We start from the raw sequence: 23666 nt of genomic DNA, 5'->3' as shown, positions 1-23666 counted from the left end.
CATTGCTCGGGGGCCTCGTTGGTCATCTATCCTGCCGCACTCGACCTGCCCCATGCGCTCGTGGAGTGGGTCACGATGCTCATCGTCACCCGTGAGGGTGACCGGCGCTGCAAGCTCCGCCCGTCCCAGCGCGCGATGGTGGCACTGGTGTACCTGCGCGAACACACCACCCTGGCGAAGATCGCTGCCGGGTTCGGGATCAGCGAGTCCACCGCCCACGCCTACACCAGCACGGTCATCCGCCTGCTCGCCGAACGCGCGCCGGGCCTGCTGAAGGTCCTGCGCGAGGCCGATGCGGACTTCGTCCTGCTGGACGGCACGCTCGCCGAGTGCGACCGGGTCGGCGACGGCCGGGCCGACTACTCCCACAAACACCGCCGGCACGGGGTGAACGTGCAGGTGGTCACCAACCCAGGCGGCCGGCTGCTGTGGCTCTCACCCGCACTGCCCGGCCGGACTCACGACCTGACCGCCGCCCGCACCCACCGGATCATCCGCATCTGCGAGCGCCAGGGCGTCCCCATCCTGGCCGACCTCGCCTACCAGGGCGGCGGCCCCTGGGTGAGCACCGGCATCAAACGCAGGCCCCTGCAGGAACTCACCCTCACCGAGAAGACCCTCAACCGGGCCCTGGCCGCGGCACGGGCACCGGTCGAACGCGGCGTCGCACGCCTGAAGTCCTGGCAGATCTTCCGCAGATCCCGATGCAGCCCGAATCGCATGACGTCAATCGCCAAAGCCATCCTCACTCTGGAGCGGCAACGCTGAAGAACCTCAGTGATCTTCTCCAAACCTCCGTCGATCGGGAGTTCACCGCCTTATTGAGTAGGTGTGCCTCTCGTGGCCCCGCACGCGGAAGCCGATGGACGAAATGACGGGACATGGAGGCTGGCCTTCGACACAATGGCAGGATGGAACCCACTGAGGCCATCAACGGGATCGAGGCATCCCTTCGCCTTCTCATCCGCTCCGTGCTCGGCAGCGATTGGGTGACGCGAGGCACTCTGGACGTCGCGACGCTTGAAGCAAGGCGAGAAGAGGAACGTAAGCGGCGGGATGGCGCCGCAATCGAAAGTGATCTTCTGGCGTATACCCATATTTACGAACTCCGTAAAATCATTGTGAAGAATTGGGAGGAGTTCAAGCCTGCACTTCTTGAGCGGAAGCGGTTCGATATTTACATGGATCGAATCGAGGACTTCAGAAATGTCCCGATGCACAGCAGGGATCTGCTACCTTTTGAGCGTGATCTACTGTCCGGAATTGCCGGAGAGTTGAGGAATGTTGTAACGATTTATCGAAGCCAGAGAGGGCCGGACCTCAATCATTACCCTGTGGTTGACTCGCTCGTGGATTCTTTTGGCAACGAATTTAACGAATCGGGTGCGCACTTTACTAATTTGCGCCTCCAGGTTGGTCAGGTTGTCGATTTCCATTGTCGTGGCTGGGACGCGCAGGATCGTGATCTGAACTGGAAACTCTTGACGCGAAATTTTAGAGGGGAAGCGGATTCGGCAACTGGTGACACCGTAAACTTGCGGTGGGTGGTGGACGAGAGCGCCGTAGGCGAAAACACGTCGATTGAAATCGAAATGACCAGTTCGGGTAAATATCACAGGCATCGCAGCTGGGATTTCTCTACCAGGTTCGCCTACCATGTTGACCCACCTACAGGAGGCTAGAGTCGACTGCTCTACCTGAGGGGCGCGGAGTCCACCGCACCCTCCGGCGCCTTGTCCGTCAGGACGGGCCTGAGGCGTCTCTGACGTCAATTACGGGACAAGCCTTAACCAGCGGACCGGCTACTGGCCAATGTCTTTACGGTGCAATATCGAACGTCCTGCAGCCAACATGCTGTGAATTGCTGGCCCTGTGATTGGAATTGAAGCCTCTCCTCGCCGTCTAACGATCGAAATGAAGGCCCCTTCCACCTTGCCGCCGACAATAGCGCCATGGACCAGGAATGGCTTATTCTCTTCCGCTTGCGATGGGATAAATACAGTCAGTATCCACCCTCCGCCATGCGGAGACGTTCGGATTTTAAGCCCATCAATGGGAGGAAATATTCGACTGTCGATAGTTGCCCTGTAGCGAACGGCCTGCGCAAACCTCTCAGGGATGGGAGTGCACTTGGAGATCGACTCGCCGTTCCGATTCTTCTTGGCCCTGTAGCCGATAGCGAGAATTCCTCCCGTCTCGCCGTTGGCGAAGCGTGAAACATCCTGGGCAAGCTCAATTTTATCTTTTACGTTGTCCAGGTCGTAGCCTTGCGACTTCACTTCTAGCCAGTCTGACTCCTCAAGTCCAACAAGCGAGTCGGGGGCACCGCCATGACAAAGGCCCGCTACGAACTCGGGCCCCACGGGAACGTCAGGTGCCAGCCCAGCCGACCTAGCGAGCACCACGGCCAACTCGCGAACACTCGAAAGTAGGCTCCTGTTGCGAGGAAGGAGTACGTCAATGTCCCATCCTGGCGGGATTTTCGGGCCAGGGTCATCCCAGTATTTACACTGGATGAGGCGGGCACCTCGAATTGCAAGATGGGGAGAGAAGGCTTCGGTTGCGTAAGACGGATCGTCTATCTCGCAAGGAATGAAGAAAGAGGCGATAAGATCCCCCGAATTGTTTACGTCTATTGTGATGAACTCTGGCCTGACGTTGCCGCGTAGGCAGAATGTTACATTTCCGGTCGTTCCCTCTAGTAGTCGTTCAGCCTCTCCTTCGGAGATGGTGGCGATCTTCTCTAAGGCTGTTGGCTGGACATCGAATGGCGGTACCTTCTTTCCTTCCAATTTGGCAATTGCGCGCCGGAGGCCGGGTAGGCTGATTTCCTTGCATTCTTCATACTCGTACATGTATCCGAGGCCGCAAGGTTTGATCTCAATATCATTGAAACCAAGTGTTCGGCTCTTTTTGTTTATCCTGGTCGCCATTGTTTGATTGTGGCATATCTATCGCGCGAATGTAGTTGGATTTAGGTGGCTCTACCCCTTCCGTGGTAGGGGTAAGTCGAGGTCCTTACTGTTGACTGCGCCGTCCGACGCGCCCCAAGGTCCCAACGGCGACCGGTCAACTGGTGCAGCAGACGTGCCACATCCATGCCACATCGTGTGATCAGCCACGGTCAACGACGGCTCGCCGCAGTCGAGATGCGCCGATGGGCTGGGCTGGTGCCGCAGCGGCAGTGACCTGCGTGTCCACGCTCTTGATCGCGACTGCCATTACAAGGCGGATATCGGCGGTGCGGAACCAACCGCGCGCCACCCGCGAGACGCTCCCAGCCAATCAAGGCTGGGGGGTCTTTGGCGCTAGGACTCACTTCAACAGTGGCAGTCAGTCACGGCCGGGCCGTCTGTGGGCCGTCGGAGGTCAACCGACGACGGCCAACAACGACCAATGACGACGGCCGGACCGCAGGTCAGAAGCCCGTCAGGCTCCGGTGACCGAGGCGAGGTAGGCGCCTGTCTTCTCCGTCACGCCCGCACAGTTCCGCCTCGACCTGATCGCCCAGGGACGACCGGGAGTGGTCTGGGACGAGAGCTCCCTCGACCACGGCGTGCAGATCGTCCTCATGGACCGCCGCACCCATCAGGTCACCTGGCACGAGGCCGGCGGGCAGTTCGCCAACACCCACTTCTTCAACGCCTACGAGCAGGACGGCGAGCTGATCATCGACGGGCACAGGATCACCCGGCTCGGCACCCCCGCCGACCGCCTGGGTACTCCGGTGAGCTCCCACGAGTGGTTCCCCCCGGCCCTGCCCTACCGCTGGCGCGTCGACCTCGCCACCGGACGCGCCACGGAGGAGATGATCAGCGGGATCGCGGGCGAGTTCCCCAAGATCAACGACGCCTGTCTGGGACGGCCACACCGCTACGGCTACGTCGTCACCACGCGCGGTCTGGCCGACGACACCATGAGCGACGGCCTGGCTCGCCACGACTACCTCCTCGACAGCACGACCGTCGTCGAGGGCCCGGGCGGGCTGACCAGCCCGAGCGAGCCGGTCTTCGTCTCCCGCGAGACCACCCGCAGCGAGGACGACGGCTACCTGCTCTCGCTCTGGTGGAACCGGGCCACCGACCTGAGCGAACTGCTTATCCACGACGCCGCCGACCTGCGCCGGACCCCGCTGGCCCGGGTCAAGCTCCCCAGCCGGGTCCCGTTCGGCTTCCACGGAAACTGGGCCGACCACCAGACCCTGGACAGGGCTGTAGCGGCCTGTCGGAATGGTGAGTGACCGCCCGTAGCGGTCACATGACCTCCGTGCCGGGCCAGCAGGTCGACAGAGACTCAGCCTTGGCATCGGCACCCGCGGATGGGCACTTCTCGGTGGTTCTCACTGCTCGGCGTCGCTTCACACGCCCTGGTCCCGCCCTGCGTCTGAGCGGTCACCTGGGTGCGTGGCTGTTGATCTCCAGGGCGATTCTCAGGTGGAGTTCGTCATCGTCGAGGGCGCGGCCCAAGAGTGCCTCGGCTCGTTTGACGCGGTAGGCGACGGTGGTGGCGGCGATGTGCAGACGTTCGGCGGCTGCCATGCGGCTGCGGCCGTGGGCCAGGTACAGGCGGAGCGTCTCGCGTAGGTCGGCCGCTTTCGCGCCGGCCTCGCCGAGACCGCCGAGGGTGTCCTCGACGAACCAGCGGGCTTGTTCCCGGTTGGCGGTGAGCAGCGAGACCACCGCGACCTCGGAGTAGTCGCACAGTCGTTGTGTGCCGTCGGAGCGGGCGATGCGCTCGGCTTCTCTGGCCCGCAGATGGCTGCGGCGAAACCCTTCCAGGCCACGGTCGCCGGGCCCCAGGGCCATACGCAGGTCCGCCGGCAGCGCCTCCCGCAGGTGACCGGTGATGTCGGCCGGCGGCGGTTCCTTCCAGCACCACCACACCCAGAGCGCGGCCTCCTCGCCGGGCACCGCCAGAAGGGCCGGCGCCTGCAGGGTCCGGGCCAGCTCGGTGGCTGCTCGGCGCAGTCGGTCGACGGTCACGGAGGCGTCCGTGGTTCCGGTCTCGTGTGTCCAGAGGATCGCGGCGACGTGGTGCTGTGCCAGGCGGACCGTGAGGATTCCCTCTGCTTCCGCGAGACCCACCGGGTGACCGGCGAGGATCTCGTCGATCACCCGGCGGCGGACCGCGGCGACGCTGCCGAGCCAGCGTTCCCGCTCCGCCTCGTATTCCTGGGCGGCATGCTGGGCGAAGACGTCGACGTAGGCGAAGGCCAGATCGCTCACCTGGCGGACTGTGCCGGGCCAGTGAGCCGGTTCGAGGGCCCCTTCGAGTTCGGCCAGCAGCGACTCGTAGATGTGGACGTGGGAGATCCACATGGCGCGGAGCACTTGGTCCAGCGGGATGTCGAAGCGCACGATGTCGCGGAGGCCCTGCACGGCCTCGGTCGGCACCGTGACCTCGTCGGCGGGCAGGCCCTGGCGGAGTCCGCGCACGACGGACAGCGCGCACGACTCGGCCGCCCGGCGCAGCCGCTGTCCATGGTCGTGGAGGCGGTCCAGCGCGTGCGTGGCGTCCAGCATCTCCTCAACCTTGTCCGTGGCGTGTGCCGCGACCTCGATCGCCCAGGCCACGGGCCCGCTGCCCAGCTCGGCCCGTGCCGCCGCGAGGGTGGCCGCCGAGCAGCAGGGGGTGGGCGGAGGGGTCTTGCGCGGGTTCAGTGCCAGGATCCAGTCGTTCGCCACGGTGGCCTCGTGCCTCTCGTCGGTGCTGCACCTGCCACAGTCCATCTTCGGGCCGCCCGGCGCGCAGCGGCATCGTGCCGGGCGCCAACGTCTGCCCGGTTTTCTGTCGTCCGGCGGCAAGAAAGCCGACCGGGGCGTCGCCTGTACTGAACGTAACGCCCCTCTGACGACAGGAGAGCCATCATGACCAAGCCGTTCCCCCGCAGCCCGCAGATGTCCGGCTGGGAGGCGCCCCAGCGTTTCGAAGGCGACATCTACGACCTGGAGATCGAGGGCGAGGTGCCGGCCGATCTGGACGGCTCGTTCTTCCGCGTGGCACCGGATCCGCAGTACCCGCCGATGATGGGCGACGACATCTTCATCAACGGGGACGGCAGTGTCAGTGCGTTCCGCATCCAGAACGGTCACATCGACTTCAAGATGCGCTACGTGCAGACCCCTCGCTATCTCCGGGAGCGTGAGGCACGTCAGTCCCTGTTCGGTCTGTACCGCAACCCCTACACCGATGATCCGAGCGTGGCGGGCCTGAGCCGGTCCACCGGCAACACCAACGTGGTCATGCATAACGGTCTGCTGTGGGCGCTCAAAGAGGACAGCCTGCCGATCGCCTTGGACCCGCTGACGCTGGAGACGATCGGCGCGTCCGACTTCGCCGGACAGGTCAGCAGCCGTACGTTCACCGCTCACCCGAAATTCGATCCCGAGACCGGCGACATGTACTGCTTCGGCTACGAGGCCAAGGGCGAGGCGACGGACGACATCGCCTACTACGTGATCGACCCGGCGGGCAAGGTCAAGCACGAGACGTGGTTCAAGCAGCCGTATCCCGGCATGGTCCACGACATGGCCATCACCGAGAACTATGTGATCTTCCCGGTGGCCCCGTTCACGAGTGACGCGGAGCGGATGAGGGCGGGGGGACTGCACTGGCAGTGGGAGCCCGGCCTGGACGTGGTCTACGGCGTCATCCCGCGCTTCGGCGGGCCTGAGGACGTCCGTTGGTTCAGCGGACCGAACGCGTTCGTCGGGCACACCCTCAACGCCTTCGAGGACCGGGGCAAGATCTACTACGACGTCCCGCTCACCGACGGCAATGTGTTCGGTTTCTTCCCCGACGCCGAGGGGCGCTCGTCGGCGCCCGGTGAGCTGAAGGGCGCGGTCATGCGGGTCGAACTCGACCCACGTCGCGCCGACCTGCGTGCCCAGGGTGAGGTGTTGCTGCCGACGATGGCGGAGTTCCCGGCCGTCGACGAACGCTACGTGTCGGGGGCATACCGGCACGTGTTCCTCATGGACATCGACCCGGCGCTGCTGGACCTCTCCCGCGTGCCCGCGAAGCCGGCCAACATGATGTACAACCGGTTCCTGCACGTCGACGCGCACAGTGGCACCGTTCGCTCCTCCTGGGCACCCGGCCCCTCGGCCACCGTCCAGGAGCCGGTGTTCGTGCCGCGCGGGGCGGGCGCCCCGGAGGGTGACGGCTACCTCATCGGCCTGGTCAACCGCCTCGACGAAGTCCGTAGTGACCTGGTCGTCCTCGACACCGCGGACATCACCGCCGGGCCGGTCGCCAGCGCGCGCCTGCCGTTCCGGATGAAAAACGCCCTGCACGGCGACTGGGCCGGTGTGGAGGAATTCCGCCGCGCATCCTGACCCCTGACACCGGCGTGGCCGGGCCGGACTCCGACTCCCTGTGTCCGGCCCGGCCGGGCCTCCGGCTCCCCTGGCCGAGGCCGCAGGGCGCTCCCCGGTGGACCGGGACAAACAGGGCCTGAAGCGCTCGGTAACCACCGAGGCCACCGGCGTCCCGCTCGGCATCGTCTCGGCCGGAGCCAACCGCCGCGACTCCCCACTGCCCGTACGCTCAGGGAGTTGGGCTTGACCGGCGAGATCGCCCGAAAGGGCGTCCCCGCCCCGATCCAGGCCGGCAAGCGGTGGGTGGTGGAGCGGAAGCCACGCATGGGTGAACGGCTTCGGGAAGCTGCGGCGCTGCACCGAGAAGCGCAGCCGCGTCGTGGCCTTCTACCTCTATCTGTCCGAGGCGAAGGCCGGCTTCGACATCGGGACGATGATGGCGAACATGTAGAAGAGCAGGACGGCCACCGACTCGAACGGAACCAACATCAGCAGCAGGATGAGAGTGAAGACGGCGCTCCGGCCGCGCCACTTCAGCCGTGACAGCCCGCTGTCGAGGACGGCCGTACGGTCTGCACGACCACCTGGGCGAGCGAGCCGCGAAGGCTCCGACCAGTGACCTGTCCCTGTGGCTCGCACACTCCCTGGGCACCCTCGCCCACGGCATCGGGAAATGACCCGCCCGTAACCGACCAATGCGGCAACCCTCCGCGCCGATCGGGGCCCAAAACCGCAGACAGGAAGGCCCCGGGACCCATCCGTCCCCGGGTCATGCGATCCGGCCCAACTCCTCGGCAACGGGACAACGCCGACCGGGTGACATCACTGACGAAGCCCGGCGGATGACGGGACAGCGCTACAGCCGGTCCGCCACCGGACTGGGCCCCGCAGGCCCCTCCGGCCACGGCGACAGCAGCGGATCGATCAGCATCCACAAGTCGTCGCCCACGGTCCACAGCCGAGTAAACGGCCTCGAAAAGCCATGCTGTTGAGGTGTCACGCTCCCCAACGGCCGTACGCCGGGGTCCTGGAGGATCTCTCCGTCACAAGCGTGACTCCTTCACAGCAGGTTGGACCTGATAGAAGTCCGTGGCAGTCCCGGCGAGGATCGCCGCGGTCTCTGTGGCGGAGCAGCTCGCAAGGAGCTCTTCGACCGCACCCGCCCAGCGGTTCCAGCCGCCCGCGAGGACGCACAGTGGCCAGTCCGAACCGAACATCAGGCGCTCCGGGCCGAAGGCGGACAGCAGGATGTCCCACACGGGCCGTATCGCTTCGGGCGTCCAGGTGTCACGTTCGGCCTCGGTGACGAGCCCAGACACCTTGCAGGACACCTGAGGGTGGGCCGCGAGCCGCAGCACTTCTTTCTCCCAGTCGGCGAGATCGCCGTCGGCGATGGGCGGTTTACCCGCGTGGTCCAGCACCAGCCGCAGTTCCGGATGGCGTTCAGCGAGGCGGACGGCCGACGGCAGCTGGTGGGGCCTTACCAGCAGGTCGTAGGCGAGGCCGCGCTCGCACACCGCGCGTAGCCCCCAGATCACGTCAGGACGGTGCAGCCAGCACGGATCGATCTCCGCCTGCACGAGGTGCCGCAAGGAGCGCAGGTACGTGCCCCCCGGTCCGGCGAGCAGCGCGTCGAGTGTGTCGCCGATCGCCGGAGAGGCGAGGTCCGCCCAGCCGACGACGGCACCGACGAGCGAGTCCTCCTCGGCGAGCGCGAGCAACTCCTCGGTCTCCGCCACGGAGGCCAGGCACTGCACGAGGACGGTGGCCCCCAGGCTGTGCCCGGCGATGGACCGGGTCGCCTGCCCGCGCAGGTCGTCGAGGGTGAAACTGCGGCGGATCGGGTTGAGCGTGGCCTCCTCAAGCCAAGGCTGCGGTCGCCGATCGAGATCCCAGAGATGGTGATGGGCGTCAACGAGGAGCGAGGGATCGAGTTCGGGCACGGGATCTCCAGATGGCGGTGACCGACGGCGGGTGCCGCTTCGGCACACAGCGGACGGGGTGCGGCAGGAGCGTGCCGGGTACGGGAAACCGCTGCGATCGGCGGCCGATGTGTGCCGACCGCAGCGGTCCCGGCGTGGTCACGCGAAGGGCGTCACTGGATGGTCCAGAGCTGGTTGGTCTGGTTCAGCGGTGCCCACTGGTCGAGGGCGGTTCCTCCGGTGGTCGAGTTGCCAGGAACCTCCAGGGCCTGCCGGCTCTCGAAGTTGCGGACGACGTATCCGCTGCTGGTCGGTTCGAAGTACCAGAGCTGGTTGTTGCCGCCGTTGTAGGTCCTCTGGACCAGAGCCGCACCCTTGGCGTGGGAGCTGTTGGAGAGGTCGAGGACTTTGCCACTGTTACGGTTGACGATCTTGTAGAGGTTGCCGCTGACCCGCACGATGTTCCACTGCTGGTTGGCGCCCGAGTTGCTCTGCCACTGGATCACGCTCGCGTTGTCCGCGGTCGAACCTTGGTAGACATCGGCCAGCAGGCCGCTGTTGACGTTCTTGATCGTGTAGTACGTCGACGCGTTGAAGGACGGCGTGGTGGGCGAGCTCTCCAGCGAGCCGCCGGCTTGCTGCACGCTGAAGTCGCCGAGGTAGAAGTAGCCGCCGTCGGTTTTGGCGACTCGCACGTACCGGAACTTCTGTCGTGCGTCGATCTTGGCCGTCAGCGTCGCGTTGTAGGGGAGGACCGTGGCGTCTTGGCGTCCCAGCACCGTGTAGTCGGCGAACGTGGGGTCGTTGGAGCCACGGATCTCGAAGTTGCTGCGGGTCTCGGGCTGGTCGATGTCCTGGCGGGTGGTGAACGAGAACTGACCGAGTGCGTACGCACTGCCGAGGTCGACCTGCCACCAGGCCGAGGTGTCGCTCCCGGTGGGGGACCAACCGGTCGTCGGGTCGTTGTCATTGGCCTTGGCCGGTGCCCAGTTGGAGCTGTAGACGGAGGACGCGGTGGCCGTCCTGCCGTAGGCGAGATTGATCCTGGCCGGCAGTCCTCGGTAGGCCGGCTGAAGACCCGAGGCCTGCATCACATCGGTTCCGGTGGTCGTGTTGTTGGAGAGAGCGATGTTGGGGCCGTTGGCGTTCCGGATGACGAAGTTGTCGGTGTGCGACAGGACGTTGTTCGCCACCGTCATGTTGCTGGAGCCCTCGTCGAGGTAGATGCCGCCTGCGCCCGAGGAACACGCGGTGGGCGTACGGACCACATCGTGGATGTAGTTGTTGTTGATCACAGTCCCGGGGTCGTTGGAGAGGTGGTAGATGCCTGCCGTGTCGCACAGTTGGTTCACGACGTTGCCGATGCGGTTGTAGCTGACGGAGTTGTCGCCCTCCGCGTTGGCAGCCGACTGCCAGCCCCATCCCAGGGAGATCCCGGCCCAGGGGGAGTCGGAGATGTCGTTGTGGTCGATGGTGGTGCCGTGCACGAAGCCCGCGTTGATGCCGGCGGTGCCGAGATAGTCCTGACCGGTGCGGTTGATCAGGTTGTTGGTGACCGTGACACCGCTGACGACCTCGCGTGCGTCCTCACCCGCGGGTGAAGTGGGCGGGTTGTACACGGTGTGGTACTCGACGTCGGGATCCGAGAACTTGCCCACCATGATCCCGTTGCCGGCGATGTCCTGGACGACGTTGCCGGTGACTGCGGAGTTGTGGACGCCGTGGTGCAGGTCCAGGGCGGTCGAGCCCATCTGGGTGAAGGTGTTGCCGGTGAAGGACAGGTTGTCGGCGTTCGCGGCGTGGACCCCGGCCGGCGGCCGGTTGACGTACTGCTTGTTGCTGGGGTCGGCGGAGATGTTGTAGTTGCCGCCCTGAGCGTTGAGCAGGCCGTTGCCGCTCGCCTCCGTCCAGTTGGTCTGGGTGAAGGTGACGCCCGAGAACTGCAGGTTGTGGACGGGAGAGCCGAGGCTGTCTCCCTTGATGTCGAAGAGGGTCTCCAGGGTCGGGACCTGCACGGTGGCGGACGTCATGGTCTCTCCCGGCCGAGGGAGGTAGTAGAGCGTCTGCGCGTCCTTGTCGAGGTAGAACTCGCCGGGCTCGGTGAGGAACTCGTGGGCGTTCTCGAAGTGCAGCGGAGAGCCGTTGGACAGCAGCGGATACGGGCGCTTGAAGAGGATGCCGGCCTCGTGGTCCTGGATCGAGATGCTCGCCAGGCCGCCACTGGTGGTGTACGACTTCAGCCGCAGGTAGTTCTCGGCCCACTGGAGTTGCAGCACCATTTCGACGCGGCTGAAGTGGTCCCAGTTCGCCATCTGGGAGCTGAGGACCTTCAGTACCTGGGCCGTCTTGTCGCTGTCCTGCAGTTGGAAGTTGGAGCCGACGTCCGGGTAGCGGGCGCGCGTGGCCCGCACGCCGTTGACGTACAGCTGCCGGAAATCGAGGGTGCCGACCGATGCCTTGTACTGGCCGTTGCCGGCCGAGGTCCAGCCGGTGATGGTCTTGGCGCTGGAGACGACCGGGGTCTCCGAGCCGTACGCCTTGTAGATGACGTTGTGGCCGTTGGTTCCCGAGTCGGCGGTGGTGAAGTCGACCGGGCTGGTGAGGGGGTATGTGCCCCCGCGCAGATTCACGACGATGTCTGCGGACATGGCCGAGTTCATCGTGCGGACCGCGTCGCGTGCCTTGGCGATCGTTTTGAAGGCGGCTGACGTGCTGGTTCCCGAGTTGCTGTCACTGCCGTTGGTAGGGTCCACGTACAAGCTGGTGTCTGCCGCGTGCGCCGCCTGTGCGGGCAGGACGACGGCTGTTGCCAGCAGCAGCGTCTGCAGTAGTCCGACGATGAGCCGTGCGGGTCTCATGCTGTTGTTCTCCTTACCTCGTTGCGTGCGCGTCGCCGGGAGCCCCGTACGCACCCTGCGTTCTAGGAGGGGCTGTTGGTGCCCGGGTCGCCGAGATGCCAGATCTCGGGGAGGTCCGTCCACTGGCCTCCGGTGCCCCGGTCCGGCCATGGGTCCTGACATGGATCGGTGAGCTTCCACCACCGTTTGGTCATCGGGTCGGTCGCGATCGCCGCCATGTCGGCCTCGAAGTCCTCGCCGTCGTACTCGAAGTAGGCGAAGAGGACGTCGTTGTGGCGGAAGATGCTGTAATTGCGCACGTGGGCGCGGTGCAGCGCGGCTTCGACGGCGGGCCAGACGGCGGCGTGCAGGGCGAGGTACTCCTCGCGTCGTTCCGGGCGGAGCCTGATGGTCTGGGCGACTCGCTTCACTCTGCGACCTCCCCGCCGAGAAGGCCGGCGCCGGGCCCCACGGGGGCATCCGCCGGGAACGGCGTGCGGTAGCTGGGTGTCCGTGTACGCAGGTTCAGCCGGAGCGTGAGCCGTATGCGGGTGGAGGCGGGCAGTACGACGGTGAGCAGGTTGCTGCCGACGGGCGCTTCCGTCTCGGTGACGGTCGGCTCCCCGTGGCCGTAGTCGTACATGTCCCCGACCCACGAGTCGTCCTCGCATGTCGTGTGGCGCACCGAGGCGATCGTGTGTTCGGCGAAGGCGCCTGCCTGGACGACGACCGTCCGAGCGCGGTCGGCGGAGAGGTTGACCAACTCGACGACGGTCGCCTCAGGGGCGATCGAGGTCACCAGGGCCGCCACCTCGGGCGGCAGTCCCGCACGGCGCGCCTCGCCGTCGTAGTAGCGCACCCGCGCCTGCTGCAGACCACCGTTGTAGAGGACCTGGGGGCCGCCCCATGTCAGCTGTACGAGCGCCTCGGTGACCACAGGGTTCGACTGCTGCCACACGTGGATGTCCTCCTCGGCCACTTCAAGATCGCGGTAGCGGTCCATGCGGGCGAGGCGGTGGCGGACCTGCGCCTGGGCGGCGGCGAGGATCCGTTCGGGGTAGCCGGGATCGTCGCCGGCGAGGAAGGCGAACCACGCCTCCTCATGCCCGGACTCCTCCTTGGCCCGGAAGGCCCGCACGCTGCGCCAGTCGAATCCGCTGGTATCGCGCAGCCCTTCCAGCCGGGCCCGGTCGGCGGGAGCGGCCGTGTGATGCCACAGCGCCACCGGCACGGCGGGGGTGACGGGATTGTGGTCGAACCATCCGGAGTCGTTGTGGCGGAAGGGGATGTGCAGGGTGGGCGTGTGGATGCCCGGACCGAGTTGGGCGAGCCACTTGGCGGGAAGGCTGGAATCGGCTTCGGTGAAGGGCATCACCTTGCCGTGACCGAGGAGAGTGTCGAGGCTGGTCGTGACCATGGAGAGGTAGTCGTCGTCTCCGGTGACCGTCGCCGCCGCGAGTGCCGCCACGCATGCCGCATGGCCCACGCTGTGCCAGCCGTGCGGCCAGGACCAGCCGTAGTGCCCGCCGTACCAGCGACCTTCGAGGAGGCCGCCGACGACGCCGTCCGGGCCGACGTTGTCGGGGATCACGTCGCCGTTGGCCTTCGTGCGCTCACGCCATGCGCCGACGTACTCGACGATCCAGTCGCGGTAGCGTGCCTCGCCGGACAGGATCCAGGCGTTGAGGATCAGTCCGGCCGCGGCGAGGTTGACCGCGGTGTCGCCGCTGCCCATGCGCTCGCGCATCTGGCTACCGAGGCGTGGGTCTGCGGACAGCGGGGGTACGGGGGTGTCGGCCGGCTGGATCCAGTCGAGCGGAAAGCCGTACAGCTCGGCTTCCTTGGGCAGCCAGGGGTAGGAGTCGGTCTCGGACAGACCGCGCCGTTCCGGGTCGCTGCCGTTGTGCGGGCGCCGGATGATGCGGTGGTCGGGGTCGTAATTGCCCTTCGTCGGATCGACGTACAGCTCGGCGAACCGCACGGCGCGCTGTGACCAGCGCTCGGGGGCCGCCATGCACAGGAAGTACAGCAGCAGCAGGCTCTCACCCTGGTGGAACCAGTCGTAGCCGCGCTCGAACTCGTCCTTGAGCATGCCCAGTTCGGTCAGCTGCCGGGTGACGCCCTCCCAGTGCCTCTCGCCGGCGGGCAGCAGGTCGTCCGCGCCGCCGAGCAGATACAGCTGGGGCCAGTTGAAGAACGCCTCGTAGAAGTCGTCGACGCCGTCACGGGTGGTGAGCCGTCCGTTGTAGTTCAGGCTCCCGTCCGGGCCGGTGAAGTCCCGCTCGAAACGGCGCCAGGCGTGGTCGAGCAGGTCGAACAGCGCGCGCTGTGCCAGCGCCCAGCCGGGAGGTTCGAGCAAGGGCACACTGGCTCGCACTCCGGCAGAGGACACCGGGCCGTCAGGGGAGGCGGTGTCCTCGCCGGCAGAGCGATCGGCAGGACTGAAGGGCATGGGAACGTCTCCGTTCGGGAGGAAGTCAGTGGAAGCGCGCGGAGGCTGCCGGGACGACGGTCCGCGGCTTCATTCCTTGGTGGCGCCGGCGAGCATTCCGGCGACCAGGAAGCGCTGCGAGAAGAGGAACACGACCAGGACCGGAGTGATCGCCACCAAGGTGGCCAGGGCGAGTTGGGGCCGCTCGATGGCGAGGGATCCGACCGTCGGGTTGAAGGAGGGCACGCTGCTGAGCAGGGTGCCGACGCCCACCTGCACCGGCATCTGGTCGCTCTCGGGCAGCATCACGTACGGCAGGAAGTAGTTGGTCCAGTTGGCCACGAAGCTGAAGAAGCCGACGAGTGCGATGACCGGCGATGCGAGGGGAAGGGCGATGTGCCGGAAGACCCCGAACTCCGTGCAGCCGTCGATGCGGGCGGCCGCCAGCAGATCCCGGGGCACGGCGGTGGTGAAGTAGATGTACGTCAGATACACCCCGAACGGGTAGAACGAGTACGGCAGGATGATCGACCACATCGTGCCGATCAGATGCACGGCGTTGAGCTCCAGGAACAGGGGGACCACCAGCGTCGCGTTCGGCATCAGCATCACGATCAGCGTGGCGACGAGGAGGGCGCGACGTCCGCGGAACTCCGTCATCGCCAGCGCGTAACCGGCAGGCACGGCGACGCATAGCGTGATGACCAGGGAAATTCCGGCGTAGAGCGCCGAGTTGCGCAGCCACAGCAGGATCGCGTTGTCCTGGAAGGCGGTCAGCGCGTCCCAGTTGGCCCTGAGCGCGTGCCAGGAGCCGAAGGAGAGCGGGTTGCCGTGCACGAGCTGGTGGTCCGTCTTGGTGGCGGCGAGCACGAGCCAGAGCACGGGCAGTACGAAGAACACCGTGAACGCGGCCAGTACAACGGTCACCAGCACCCGGGACGCGTAGCGTCGGGCGGGAGGGCGTCGGGTGCGGGACGGCCTGCGCGGGACGGGGCTCGGGCTCACGCTGACCTCTTCGGGACGTGGACGTACACCGGGGTGCGTGGGGGTTTCACTCGGCATCGAAGAATCCCGACCGTGCGACGAAGAGGGCGGCGGCCGACAGACTGACGACCAGGAGTTCGACGGAGACTGCGGCGGCCCCGTTGATGTTGTTCATCTGGAAGGCGAAGTCGTAGGAGAGCTGGTTGAGCGAGTAGTCGCGTCCCGCCACTCCCACGCTGGCCAGGGACAGCAGCTGTGGCTCCACGAAGAGCTGGGCGCCGCCGGCGAAGGCGAGGATCACCATGTAGACGATCCATTTGCGCAGCATGGGGATCTGCACCCGCCAGGCGGTCTGCCAGGCACCCGCCCCGTCGATGCGGGCGGCCTCCATCACGTCCTTGGGGATGTTGTTGAGCGCTCCGTAGATGACGACGATCCAGCCGCCCGCGCCGGTCCAGAACGCGATGATCGTGAACAGCAGAGGCAGGTGGCCGGGGGCGATGACCTCGCCGAACGTGTTGTATCCGAGGGCGCCCAGGAGGGAACTCACCGGGCTCACTGTGGGGTCGAGCACGAAGAGCCACACCAGCACGCTCGCGGCACCCGCGAGGGCACCGGGGATGTAGAAGAGGAACCTCAGAGCCTTTCCGGCGCCGCCGGAGGCGAGCCGGTGCAGCATCAACGCCAGGCCGACCACGATCACCACGAGCGAGACGAGCCAGAACAGCAGGTAGAGCCCGACGTGCCCGAGAGCCGGCACGAACCGGAAGTCCTGCATCGTGGTGACGAAGTTGTCGAAGCCGGTGAATGCGCCCTGGGCGTTGCTGAAGGCGAAGTAGACGGCATAGGCGGTCGGGACGACACCGAACGCGATCAGCAGCACGACGTAGGCGGCGACGAACGCGGTACCCGCCCGCCTCTGCCGCCGGGCGCCCTGGGAACGTCGACGGACAGAGCTGACGGGGGAGTGGGTCACGGTCACTGGGAGACCTTGTATCCGTTGGACTGTGCGTACTTGACGATGGAGTCCTGCCAGGCGGGCAGCAGCGAGACGATGGTCTTGCCCTGCGTCAGACCGGGCTTGACCGTCGCGGCCCAGATCGCTTCCTGGCTGAACTGACCTGAGCCCCAGCCCGGCCAGACCTGAGTGGAGGCGTCCTTCAGCACGTTGATGTCCCCCGCGAAGTAGCCGGAGGCGTTCTGCTGCTTCAACCAGGTTTCCGCCGCAGGGGCGTAGGCGGGGAAGCCGGGTGCGACCTTGCCCTGGTAGGCGTCGCTCGTCGTGACCCAGGTGATGAAGTCGGTGGCTGCCTTGACGTGTTCGGAGTGCTGGGACAGCAGCCAGGTACCACCGCCCACGTTGCCGGTGGACGGCGAGGCCTCACCGCTCCACTGGGGTATGGGCGCCGCCGCGATCTGCTTGGCCGGCGTCTTGAAGGTTCCCTTGAACAGCGCGCCGCCGTACCAGGAGGGGCCGGGCATCATCAGCACCTTGTCGGCCTTGTTCTTGCCGAAGTCGGTGCTGAAGACCCCGCTGATGGACATGGACTTCTTCTTGATCAGTACGTCCATGAGCTCGGCCATCTTCGTGCACTCGGCGCTGGTGGTGTTCACGGAGACGGACTTGGCGCCGGTGATGTGGTTGGCGCCGCACTTGCCGGCCCACAGGTAGATCTCCGGAGTGAAGGAGTCGCCGGCGTCGCCCACCAGGTACCCGGGGTGTTCGGTGGCCACCTTCTCGCCGAGCTGCTGGTACTCCTCCCAGGTCGTCGGCACCGTGTAGCCGAACTCCTTCATCAGCGGCGCGTTGTACCAGAGAACGGCCTGAGAGAGGTCGTTGCGCAAGCAGTAGGCCGTGCCGCCCACCGTGCAGACGTCGTTGGCGCCCTCGGCGAACTTCCCGAGGGTTTCCGCCGGGACGAGACCCTTGTTCAGGGGGGCCGCGAAGTTGGCGTCGACCGCCCAGGTCACCTCGTTGTTCTGCGAGCTGAAGACGACGTCCGGCCAGCCCTTGCCGGTGCGGTTGAAGAGCTGCACCTTCGTCTGCAGGTAGTTCGATCCGTTGGCGTCGCCGTCGTAGGTGACGATGTTCAGCTTCACGTCCGGGTGGAGCTTCTGGTACAGCTTCGCGGCCGCCAGCCGGGTCGAGTCCACCCACACGGTCAGGGCCCCGTTCTTCTGGGGCACCTGGTTGAAGCCGTCCTTGCTGTTGGTGTTCGTGGCGCCGCCACCGCAGGCGGTGGCGGTCGCGACCACGGCTGCCACGCACCCCGCGAGGAGAACCGATCGCCGTTTGGCCAGCGCTCTGCTTCGGACAACAGACTGCTTCATCGCGGTCATGAGTGACTCCATTACGTGGCCGGCGTCGGGAGGGAACGGCAGGGGTGAACGTGGTGGCGCGCGAGCGACGACGTCGCACGAGAGGCTTCGCGGACGGTTGCGACGGGTCGCCGCTCCGAAATTAGGCGCCTTATATGGGCGTTGGTCAAGGAGATGTGCAGTCACAAAGTTGGATTCTCTGGCTATGTGGCCCGTAGACCTGTACTAAATAGTCAAGTATATGCCGGATTGGGAGCCGGAATCGCCCTACGGTTGCCCTGGGTGCCCCAAGATAAGTACGATTCATTTGACGGGATGCGGCGTTCAGTAGAGTGACTACGAAGGGATGGGCTCGCTCTGTGAGACCAGTGATGGGGGTAAGACAGATGAACGACACGTCCGCGACCGGGACCTCGTCGGGGTCCAACGGGGTGACGGCCTCGGGCGGAGGGGCGGACGCGGGGCGCGACTACCGTCCCGGCTATGAACTCGTCGCGGAGCGGATCCTGGAGTTCATCGCCGAGTCACGTCTGGTCCCCGGTGACCGGCTGCCGACGGAGAATGATCTGGCCGGGCGGCTGGGCACCAGCAGGGCGGTGGTGCGCGAAGCCGTCAAGATCCTTTCCGCCCTCGGTCGGATCCGAGCGCACAAGGGCCGTGGCCTCTTCGTCTCGGACGATGAAGGCATGCTCAGTGCCAGTCGCTGGGGCGGGTTCTTCCGGCCTACCGACCTGGACCACATCTTCATGCTGTTCGAGTTCCGCAGGATCCAGGAGATGGCAGCCGCCGGCATCGCGGCGACAAGCGCAACCCCTGCCGAACTCCGGGCGATGGAAGTGGCCGTGGAGACGTGCCGTCACGGATTCGTCCAAGGGCAGGTCGAGGTGTTCAACCAGGCCGACGACGACTTCCATGCCGCAGTCGCGGCAGCCTCCCACAACAGCTTCCTGGTCGACGCCGTGCGCGACGCACGTCGGCTGCAGAGGCAGTCCAGTGCCATCGGTATACACGACACGCTCAGTGCTCATTCCGCGGCTGCCGTCGAGGAGCACGCCGCCATCTACGAAGCCGTACGAGACGGTCGGCCGGAAGCCGCGGCCCAGGCCACCGCCCTGCACCTCGACAGGACGCTTGAGGACTACCGTCGGGAAATTCAGCGGAGGGTCTTCGGGTAAGGGGAGGGCGGGCCGAGTGCTGTGGGTCAGGACGTTGTCGACGGTGTCGTTGGCAACGACTTGGGCGGGTAGCTGCGCAGGACGAGTGAGGTGGTGACCGGTCCGTATCGGGCGAGGGAGTCCACGACCTGTTCAAGGCGTTCGGCGTGGGAACAGTGCACGTCGAGCAGCAGGCAGTCTTCGCCGGTCACGCGGAGGATCGAGATGACCTCGGGAGTCCGGGCGGCAAGGGTGAGTGCCTGGGACAGCTGCGCGTGGGTGGTGCGCAGCCGGACGATGGCGTGGATGTTCAGTCCGACCGAGGCTGGGGCGATGACGGCGCGGTAGCTGGTGATGATCCCGTTCTTCTCCAGGCGTTGGATGCGGGCGCTGGCTGCCGGTTGGGACAGCCCGACTCGGCGTCCGACCTCGGCTCCGGTGAGCCGGCCGTCGGTCTGGAGCAGTTCCAAGATGGCACGGTCGATCTCGTCGAGTGATTCCATCGTTGTCACCCCCACCTTCTTTGAAATCGCTTGCTGAGCCAGACCGTTGCTGCTGATCCATCGAGAATCGCCCCAGAGCGCCCCCGCGATGTACGAGGGCCACGACTGGAAGGACGGTGGGCGATGGTCGCGTACGTCATCATCCCTGGGATCGACGGTTCGGATGAGCGGCACTGGCAGAGCTTCTGGGAGAAGCGATGGGGGGCCTCAGCGGTCCGGATCGCACCGGCCTCGTGGAGCAGGCCGGACCTGCCGGACTGGGTTGCCGCTGTCCAGGCTGCCTACGAGATCGCTTCCCGGCGCGACCCCCAGGTGGTGTTGGTGGCTCACAGCCTGGGCTGCTGGGCAGCAGCGCACTGGCTCGATCAGGCGCGACCGGGCACGGTGGCCGCGTTCCTGGTCGCGCCTCCCGATCCCCAGGGGCCGGCGTTCCCACGTGAGGCCGCATCGTCGTTCCTGGGCCTGTCCGTTCGCCCTTTGTTGTGCCCGAGCCTGGTGGTGGCCAGCGACGACGACCCCTACTGCGACCCGACGACGTCCGCCGCTTTCGCGCGCGAGTGGCAGGTGCAATGGCATCTCATCGCAAGCCACGGCCACATCAATTCCGTCAGCGATGTGGGTGATTGGCAGCCGGGTCTGGAACTCCTTCGCAGGCTCGTCGACTGCTGAGATGACTGATCCGACACGGAGGCCCTCCGCGTCGACGTCGGCCGCTCTGCCGATTTCCTTGGGCCGCCCGGCCTCGCGAGCTTCGTGCGCTGGCTGTCGATCTTCCAGGACCCAACTCGATGGAAGATCGACGGCAACCTTTTCGCCTCGCGCGGCTACTGAGCAGCAGAACATTGGCTCGCACTTCCGAACGGATGGACATGCAGGGAAAGAGACAGGCCGCGCGGCAGCGCAGACGCCGACGTGCACTGATGATGGGCTCTACCGCGGTGCTGATCGCCGCAGGACTTCTGGTCTGCCTGGTCGTGGCCATGAAACCCGACCACAAGGCCGATGAGGGGCATGCCCCGGCCACGCCCGTCGCCGAGTACAAGGGGACCGTCCCGCCGACGTCGCCAGGGCAGAAGCCATCCACGCCCTCCCCGTCCGCCGCCTCCCCGAGCGTTCCAACGAGCTCCGCGGCCACGCCGACGACCTCTGCGACCGCACCGACGGCGCGGTCATCGGCTCGGCCGCGGACGAGTCCCGCCACGCCGTCCCTGGCCGGGCGAATCCGGCCCAAGACCACATACCAGGGAGTCGCCACTGTCTACAAAGCCGGGGTAGGGGACGGCGCCTGCTCGTACGGGCCGAGCGGCGACATGATGATCGCGGCGATGAACACCACCGACTACGAGGCTTCCAGAGCCTGCGGGGCATACGTGTTCGTTCGGGTGGCAAGCGGTGCCTCCGTCACGGTCCGGATCACCAACGAATGTCCGCTGCCCTGTGCGCCCGGTCAACTCGACCTCAGCGAACAGGCCTTCGCCAAACTGGCCACTCCCTCGACGGGCCGGATCGCGATCACCTGGAGCCTGTTGAGCCCCGACACGGCGGGCACGATATCGATCCGCTACAAGAACGGATCCAGCCCCTACTGGTGCGGCATCCAGGCAATCGGCCACCGCAACCCGCTTGCTCGGCTGGAGGTCCGCACCGGTGGAGGCTGGCGCCAACTGGCCCGCACCGACTACAACTACTTCCTCTCCCCCGACGGCAGCGGGTGCGGCGGCGCGATCAGGCTCACGGACATCTACGGAGAACAACTGACCGTCAACGGGATCGCGCTGCGGCCTGAAACCGTGCAGCCCACGCGGGTCCAGTTCGCCCGGCACTGACCCGCCCGCCGATCCCGTTGGCCTTTGGTGTGCCAACGGGATCGGCGGGGGAGGACATGAGCCAGGTGCGTCGGTATCGCAGTCGGCAGCGGCGCCGGAGGCTCGTGCTGGGTCAGAACATGGTGTTGTCGTTCTCGGAGGTGGGCGGGATCACCTGGAGGACGTCCCAGTGTTCGACGATCCTGCCGTCCGCGTCGAAACGGAAGATGTCGATGCCTGCGTATTCCTCGGCAGGCCAGGTCTGGTGGCAGTGCAGGATCACGTGGTCGCCTTCGGCGAAGGCGCGCTTGACCTCCACTCGCTTGCCCGGGTACTCGGCGGCCATGCGCTCGAAGTAGTCGACGAACGCCTGCTTGCCGTCGCCGACATGCGGATTGTGCTGAACGTAGGTGTCGCCCGCGTATCGGTCGACGGCCTCCGCGGGGCGGCACTGGTTGAACATCAGGTCGTAGAACGCCTGAGCCGTGGCCTTGTTCTTCTCCGGGTCGCTCATGATGCCACCGTGGGGTCGGGTGCCGGGTGCGGCACGGTGAGTGCGTTGAGCAGGCGGTCGGCGCCGACGGGGACAGACAGGGTCCGGCCGGCGAGGTCGGTGGGGGTTTCGGGGTGGGTGGGGTTGACGCGTACGAGGCGAGCGTGGGGGATCTGCCGGGTGAGGTGTTCACCCGGCCATCGGATGACGCCGGGGGTGTTGAATCCGGCACCGAATTCGAGGATGAGCAGCCGGGTGTCGGCGGTGGATCCCAGCCAGTCCTGGAGGCGGCGGCCCGCGGGGAGATAGGGGTCATCGACGAACTCGGGGCCGATACGGACGTTGATCTCGACCTCGCCGCCGCAGTTCGGGCAGCTGGGCAGGGGACCGGTCACGGTTCCGGTGGCCGGGTCGTACGCGGCGAGGAGCTGCGCGACGAGGGGGCGGGTGTTCCAAGTGGTCGCTGTGCAGGGGGTCGTGCACTGGTAGCGGCCGTAGTCGCCCTGGGGGGTGAAGATCCGGTCGGGGTCGAAGCCGCCCCGGGCGAAGAGGGCGTCGACGTTGGACGTCATCACCCAGTGGTCCTTGCCGCCGACGAGGGAACTCAGGCGCTGGTAAAGGGGGTTGGGGTCCGGCGAGAAACGGATGTCGTCGATGTGGACGGCCCAGTAGCCCCACCACAGCTCGGGCGGCAGCGGTACGCCGACCAGGTAGCGGGAGCGCAGGCCGAGGTGGTGCAGGGCGGGGAAGAGTTCCCGGAAGCGGTCTTCGTCGCCGTAGTCGTATACGGCGGCGGCGCTGAGTCCGGCACCGGCGGTGATCAGGACACGGTCGGCCTCGCCGAGCCAGGTGTGTATCGTCCCGGCGGCGGCTTCCAGGTCGAAGGTGGACTCGTTCATCGGGGCTGGCTTCCTTCGGTCAGTGCCTGGAGGTAGGCGGCGCGGTCGTCGTCCGCGTACACGTTGAAGATCACGCGGTCGAGCCGTCCGGGGTGGAGATCGAGCCACTCGGCCACGGTGCTCAGTGCGGTGCGGGCGGCGGGCGCCTTGGGGTAGCCGAAGACGCCGGTGCTGATGCCGCAGAACGCCACGCTGCGTATGCCACCCACGTCGGCGGCGAGGTCGAGGCAGGCACGGTACGAGGCCGCCAGAGCCTGTTGGTGGTGCGGGAGTACGGGGCCGTCGACGATCGGGCCGACAGTGTGCAGGACATAGCGGGCGGGCAGGTGGTATCCGCGGGTGATCTTGGCGGTGCCGGTCGGCTCCAGGTGGCCCTGGAGGGACATGATCGTGTGGCAGTCGGTGCGAAGGCGGGGGCCTGCCGCGGCGTGGAGGGCGTTGTCGATGCACGGGTGCATCGGGGCGAAGCAGCCGAGCAGGGCGCTGTTGGCGGCGTTCACGACGGCGTCCGCGCCGAGAGTGGTGAGGTCGCCCTGCCACAGCACCGTACGGTCGGCGGCCCGGTACGCGGTGTGCGGAAGCGTGTCGCGGACGGTGGGCAGTGAGGTCGCGTCGCCGGTGTCGCGTGCCAGGCGTTCGCCGGCCAGGAGCGCGTCAAGCAGGCGGGTGGTCCCGGTGGGCAGCGGTCCGGGATCCCGGACCGTCAGTACCGCCCGCAGGAGCCGCCGGGCGTCGTCATCGTCGATCCGGTCCGCGGCGCCGCGGCGCAACCCCGCCCTTGCTGCCGCCGAGTCATCGGCCAACAGGCCGAGCGTCTCGCGTACCAGATCGGCGGGCCGTTTGTCCGGATCATGGTCGGCACCGGGCCCGAACGCCTCGTCCAAGGCGATGGCGGCCCGGTAGGTGGCAAGCGGCAGCGGAGTCGGGTACACGGTGGTCCTCCGGGCGGTGAGCTCGTGACGGGTCGAAGTGGGATGGGTCTGCCGAAGGGCGCGCCGCG

At 66.5% G+C, this 23666-nt stretch carries 19 protein-coding genes and 2 pseudogenes; 8 read left to right on the top strand and 13 right to left on the bottom strand.

Annotated features, from left to right (window positions below; genetic code table 11):
- Window positions 1-18: 18 nt before the first annotated feature.
- Together M2283_RS34470 and M2283_RS34465 are read left to right on the top strand one after the other, a co-directional pair.
- Window positions 19-768 (top strand): transposase, encoded by a 750-nt coding sequence (locus M2283_RS34470; RefSeq protein WP_280880404.1) that lies wholly within the window; start codon window positions 19-21, stop codon window positions 766-768.
- A gap of 143 nt (window positions 769-911) precedes the next feature.
- Window positions 912-1682, top strand: coding sequence for a hypothetical protein (locus tag M2283_RS34465; RefSeq protein WP_280880403.1), 771 nt, complete (start codon window positions 912-914; stop codon window positions 1680-1682).
- Between the two features lie 120 nt (window positions 1683-1802).
- Here M2283_RS34465 and M2283_RS34460 read toward each other — a convergent pair whose 3' ends face one another.
- Complete coding sequence (locus M2283_RS34460; RefSeq protein ID WP_280880402.1) at window positions 1803-2933, bottom strand: ATP-binding protein; 1131 nt, start codon at window positions 2931-2933, stop codon at window positions 1803-1805.
- Between the two features lie 542 nt (window positions 2934-3475).
- Between M2283_RS34460 and M2283_RS34455 the strand changes: the two are divergent.
- Window positions 3476-4240 (top strand): annotated as a pseudogene (locus tag M2283_RS34455) (carotenoid oxygenase family protein); the annotation flags it as partial.
- A gap of 151 nt (window positions 4241-4391) precedes the next feature.
- Here the strand turns inward: M2283_RS34455 and M2283_RS34450 are convergent.
- Complete coding sequence (locus M2283_RS34450) at window positions 4392-5684, bottom strand: PucR family transcriptional regulator (RefSeq protein WP_280880401.1); 1293 nt, start codon at window positions 5682-5684, stop codon at window positions 4392-4394.
- 183 nt (window positions 5685-5867) lie between these two features.
- On the opposite strand from M2283_RS34450, the gene M2283_RS34445 reads away from it, so the two are divergent.
- Together M2283_RS34445 and M2283_RS34440 are read left to right on the top strand one after the other, a co-directional pair.
- A complete protein-coding gene (locus tag M2283_RS34445; RefSeq protein WP_280880400.1) occupies window positions 5868-7337 on the top strand; it encodes a carotenoid oxygenase family protein in 1470 nt (489 codons plus the stop codon).
- A 76-nt stretch (window positions 7338-7413) separates the two neighbouring features.
- Window positions 7414-7728, top strand: a pseudogene (locus M2283_RS34440) (IS5/IS1182 family transposase); the annotation flags it as partial.
- A 634-nt stretch (window positions 7729-8362) separates the two neighbouring features.
- Here M2283_RS34440 and M2283_RS34435 read toward each other — a convergent pair.
- The 7 genes from M2283_RS34435 to M2283_RS34405 form a co-directional block, all read right to left on the bottom strand.
- Entirely contained in the window at window positions 8363-9262 is a 900-nt protein-coding gene (locus M2283_RS34435; RefSeq protein ID WP_280880399.1) for an amidohydrolase family protein, read from the bottom strand.
- A gap of 152 nt (window positions 9263-9414) precedes the next feature.
- Window positions 9415-12099: an RICIN domain-containing protein gene (locus tag M2283_RS34430; protein ID WP_280880398.1), complete on the bottom strand. Its 2685-nt coding sequence runs from the start codon at window positions 12097-12099 to the stop codon at window positions 9415-9417.
- A gap of 62 nt (window positions 12100-12161) precedes the next feature.
- A complete protein-coding gene (locus M2283_RS34425) occupies window positions 12162-12509 on the bottom strand; it encodes an L-rhamnose mutarotase (RefSeq protein ID WP_280880397.1) in 348 nt (115 codons plus the stop codon).
- Entirely contained in the window at window positions 12506-14530 is a 2025-nt protein-coding gene (locus M2283_RS34420; protein ID WP_280880396.1) for a hypothetical protein, read from the bottom strand. Before M2283_RS34420 ends, M2283_RS34425 begins: the two co-directional genes overlap by 4 nt.
- Before the next feature lie 69 nt (window positions 14531-14599).
- Window positions 14600-15514: a carbohydrate ABC transporter permease gene (locus tag M2283_RS34415; RefSeq protein ID WP_432423168.1), complete on the bottom strand. Its 915-nt coding sequence runs from the start codon at window positions 15512-15514 to the stop codon at window positions 14600-14602.
- A 46-nt stretch (window positions 15515-15560) separates the two neighbouring features.
- Window positions 15561-16475 carry a carbohydrate ABC transporter permease gene (locus tag M2283_RS34410; RefSeq protein ID WP_280880395.1) on the bottom strand — a complete coding sequence of 305 codons (915 nt, stop codon included), beginning with the start codon at window positions 16473-16475 and terminating at the stop codon, window positions 15561-15563.
- Window positions 16472-17833 carry an ABC transporter substrate-binding protein gene (locus M2283_RS34405; protein WP_280880394.1) on the bottom strand — a complete coding sequence of 454 codons (1362 nt, stop codon included), beginning with the start codon at window positions 17831-17833 and terminating at the stop codon, window positions 16472-16474. Before M2283_RS34405 ends, M2283_RS34410 begins: the two co-directional genes overlap by 4 nt.
- 365 nt (window positions 17834-18198) lie before the next feature.
- On the opposite strand from M2283_RS34405, the gene M2283_RS34400 reads away from it, so the two are divergent.
- Window positions 18199-18987 carry a FadR/GntR family transcriptional regulator gene (locus tag M2283_RS34400; protein WP_280880393.1) on the top strand — a complete coding sequence of 263 codons (789 nt, stop codon included), beginning with the start codon at window positions 18199-18201 and terminating at the stop codon, window positions 18985-18987.
- Window positions 18988-19013: 26 nt separating this feature from the next.
- Here M2283_RS34400 and M2283_RS34395 read toward each other — a convergent pair whose 3' ends face one another.
- Entirely contained in the window at window positions 19014-19469 is a 456-nt protein-coding gene (locus tag M2283_RS34395; RefSeq protein ID WP_280880392.1) for an Lrp/AsnC family transcriptional regulator, read from the bottom strand.
- 123 nt (window positions 19470-19592) lie between these two features.
- Here M2283_RS34395 and M2283_RS34390 point away from each other — a divergent pair, with 123 nt between their 5' ends.
- Window positions 19593-20138 (top strand): RBBP9/YdeN family alpha/beta hydrolase, encoded by a 546-nt coding sequence (locus M2283_RS34390; RefSeq protein WP_280880391.1) that lies wholly within the window; start codon window positions 19593-19595, stop codon window positions 20136-20138.
- Between the two features lie 119 nt (window positions 20139-20257).
- On the top strand, window positions 20258-21295 hold the full coding sequence (locus tag M2283_RS34385; RefSeq protein WP_432423167.1) for an expansin EXLX1 family cellulose-binding protein: 1038 nt from the start codon (window positions 20258-20260) through the stop codon (window positions 21293-21295).
- 112 nt (window positions 21296-21407) lie between these two features.
- On the opposite strand, the gene M2283_RS34380 is transcribed toward M2283_RS34385, so the two are convergent.
- Genes M2283_RS34380 through M2283_RS34370 form a run of 3 tightly spaced genes read right to left on the bottom strand, consistent with a single transcriptional unit; the run spans window position 21408 to window position 23598 of the window.
- Window positions 21408-21788, bottom strand: a complete 381-nt coding sequence (locus M2283_RS34380; RefSeq protein ID WP_280880389.1) for a nuclear transport factor 2 family protein — start codon at window positions 21786-21788, stop codon at window positions 21408-21410.
- Window positions 21785-22666, bottom strand: a complete 882-nt coding sequence (locus tag M2283_RS34375; RefSeq protein WP_280880388.1) for an NAD-dependent protein deacetylase of SIR2 family — start codon at window positions 22664-22666, stop codon at window positions 21785-21787. The genes M2283_RS34380 and M2283_RS34375 overlap by 4 nt, the downstream gene beginning before the upstream one ends.
- Entirely contained in the window at window positions 22663-23598 is a 936-nt protein-coding gene (locus M2283_RS34370) for a protein-ADP-ribose hydrolase (RefSeq protein ID WP_280880387.1), read from the bottom strand. The genes M2283_RS34375 and M2283_RS34370 overlap by 4 nt, the downstream gene beginning before the upstream one ends.
- Between the last annotated feature and the right edge of the window lie 68 nt (window positions 23599-23666).

This window comes from Streptomyces pseudovenezuelae, from assembly GCF_029892565.1.
GTDB classification, from domain to species: domain Bacteria; phylum Actinomycetota; class Actinomycetes; order Streptomycetales; family Streptomycetaceae; genus Streptomyces; species Streptomyces pseudovenezuelae_A.
This window is presented reverse-complemented; position numbering and strand designations above follow the sequence as displayed.

What these genes read in the sequence shown, in the direction of transcription:
- M2283_RS34465 (WP_280880403.1), top strand. Translation starts at nt 912, where the DNA reads ATGGAACCCACTGAGGCCATCAACGGGATCGAGGCATCCCTTCGCCTT.
- M2283_RS34460 (WP_280880402.1), bottom strand. Translation starts at nt 2,933, where the DNA reads ATGGCGACCAGGATAAACAAAAAGAGCCGAACACTTGGTTTCAATGAT.
- M2283_RS34445 (WP_280880400.1), top strand. Translation starts at nt 5,868, where the DNA reads ATGACCAAGCCGTTCCCCCGCAGCCCGCAGATGTCCGGCTGGGAGGCG.
- M2283_RS34430 (WP_280880398.1), bottom strand. Translation starts at nt 12,099, where the DNA reads ATGAGACCCGCACGGCTCATCGTCGGACTACTGCAGACGCTGCTGCTG.
- M2283_RS34420 (WP_280880396.1), bottom strand. Translation starts at nt 14,530, where the DNA reads ATGCCCTTCAGTCCTGCCGATCGCTCTGCCGGCGAGGACACCGCCTCC.
- M2283_RS34405 (WP_280880394.1), bottom strand. Translation starts at nt 17,833, where the DNA reads ATGACCGCGATGAAGCAGTCTGTTGTCCGAAGCAGAGCGCTGGCCAAA.
- M2283_RS34400 (WP_280880393.1), top strand. Translation starts at nt 18,199, where the DNA reads ATGAACGACACGTCCGCGACCGGGACCTCGTCGGGGTCCAACGGGGTG.
- M2283_RS34395 (WP_280880392.1), bottom strand. Translation starts at nt 19,469, where the DNA reads ATGGAATCACTCGACGAGATCGACCGTGCCATCTTGGAACTGCTCCAG.
- M2283_RS34390 (WP_280880391.1), top strand. Translation starts at nt 19,593, where the DNA reads ATGGTCGCGTACGTCATCATCCCTGGGATCGACGGTTCGGATGAGCGG.
- M2283_RS34385 (WP_432423167.1), top strand. Translation starts at nt 20,258, where the DNA reads ATGGAAGATCGACGGCAACCTTTTCGCCTCGCGCGGCTACTGAGCAGC.
- M2283_RS34380 (WP_280880389.1), bottom strand. Translation starts at nt 21,788, where the DNA reads ATGAGCGACCCGGAGAAGAACAAGGCCACGGCTCAGGCGTTCTACGAC.
- M2283_RS34375 (WP_280880388.1), bottom strand. Translation starts at nt 22,666, where the DNA reads ATGAACGAGTCCACCTTCGACCTGGAAGCCGCCGCCGGGACGATACAC.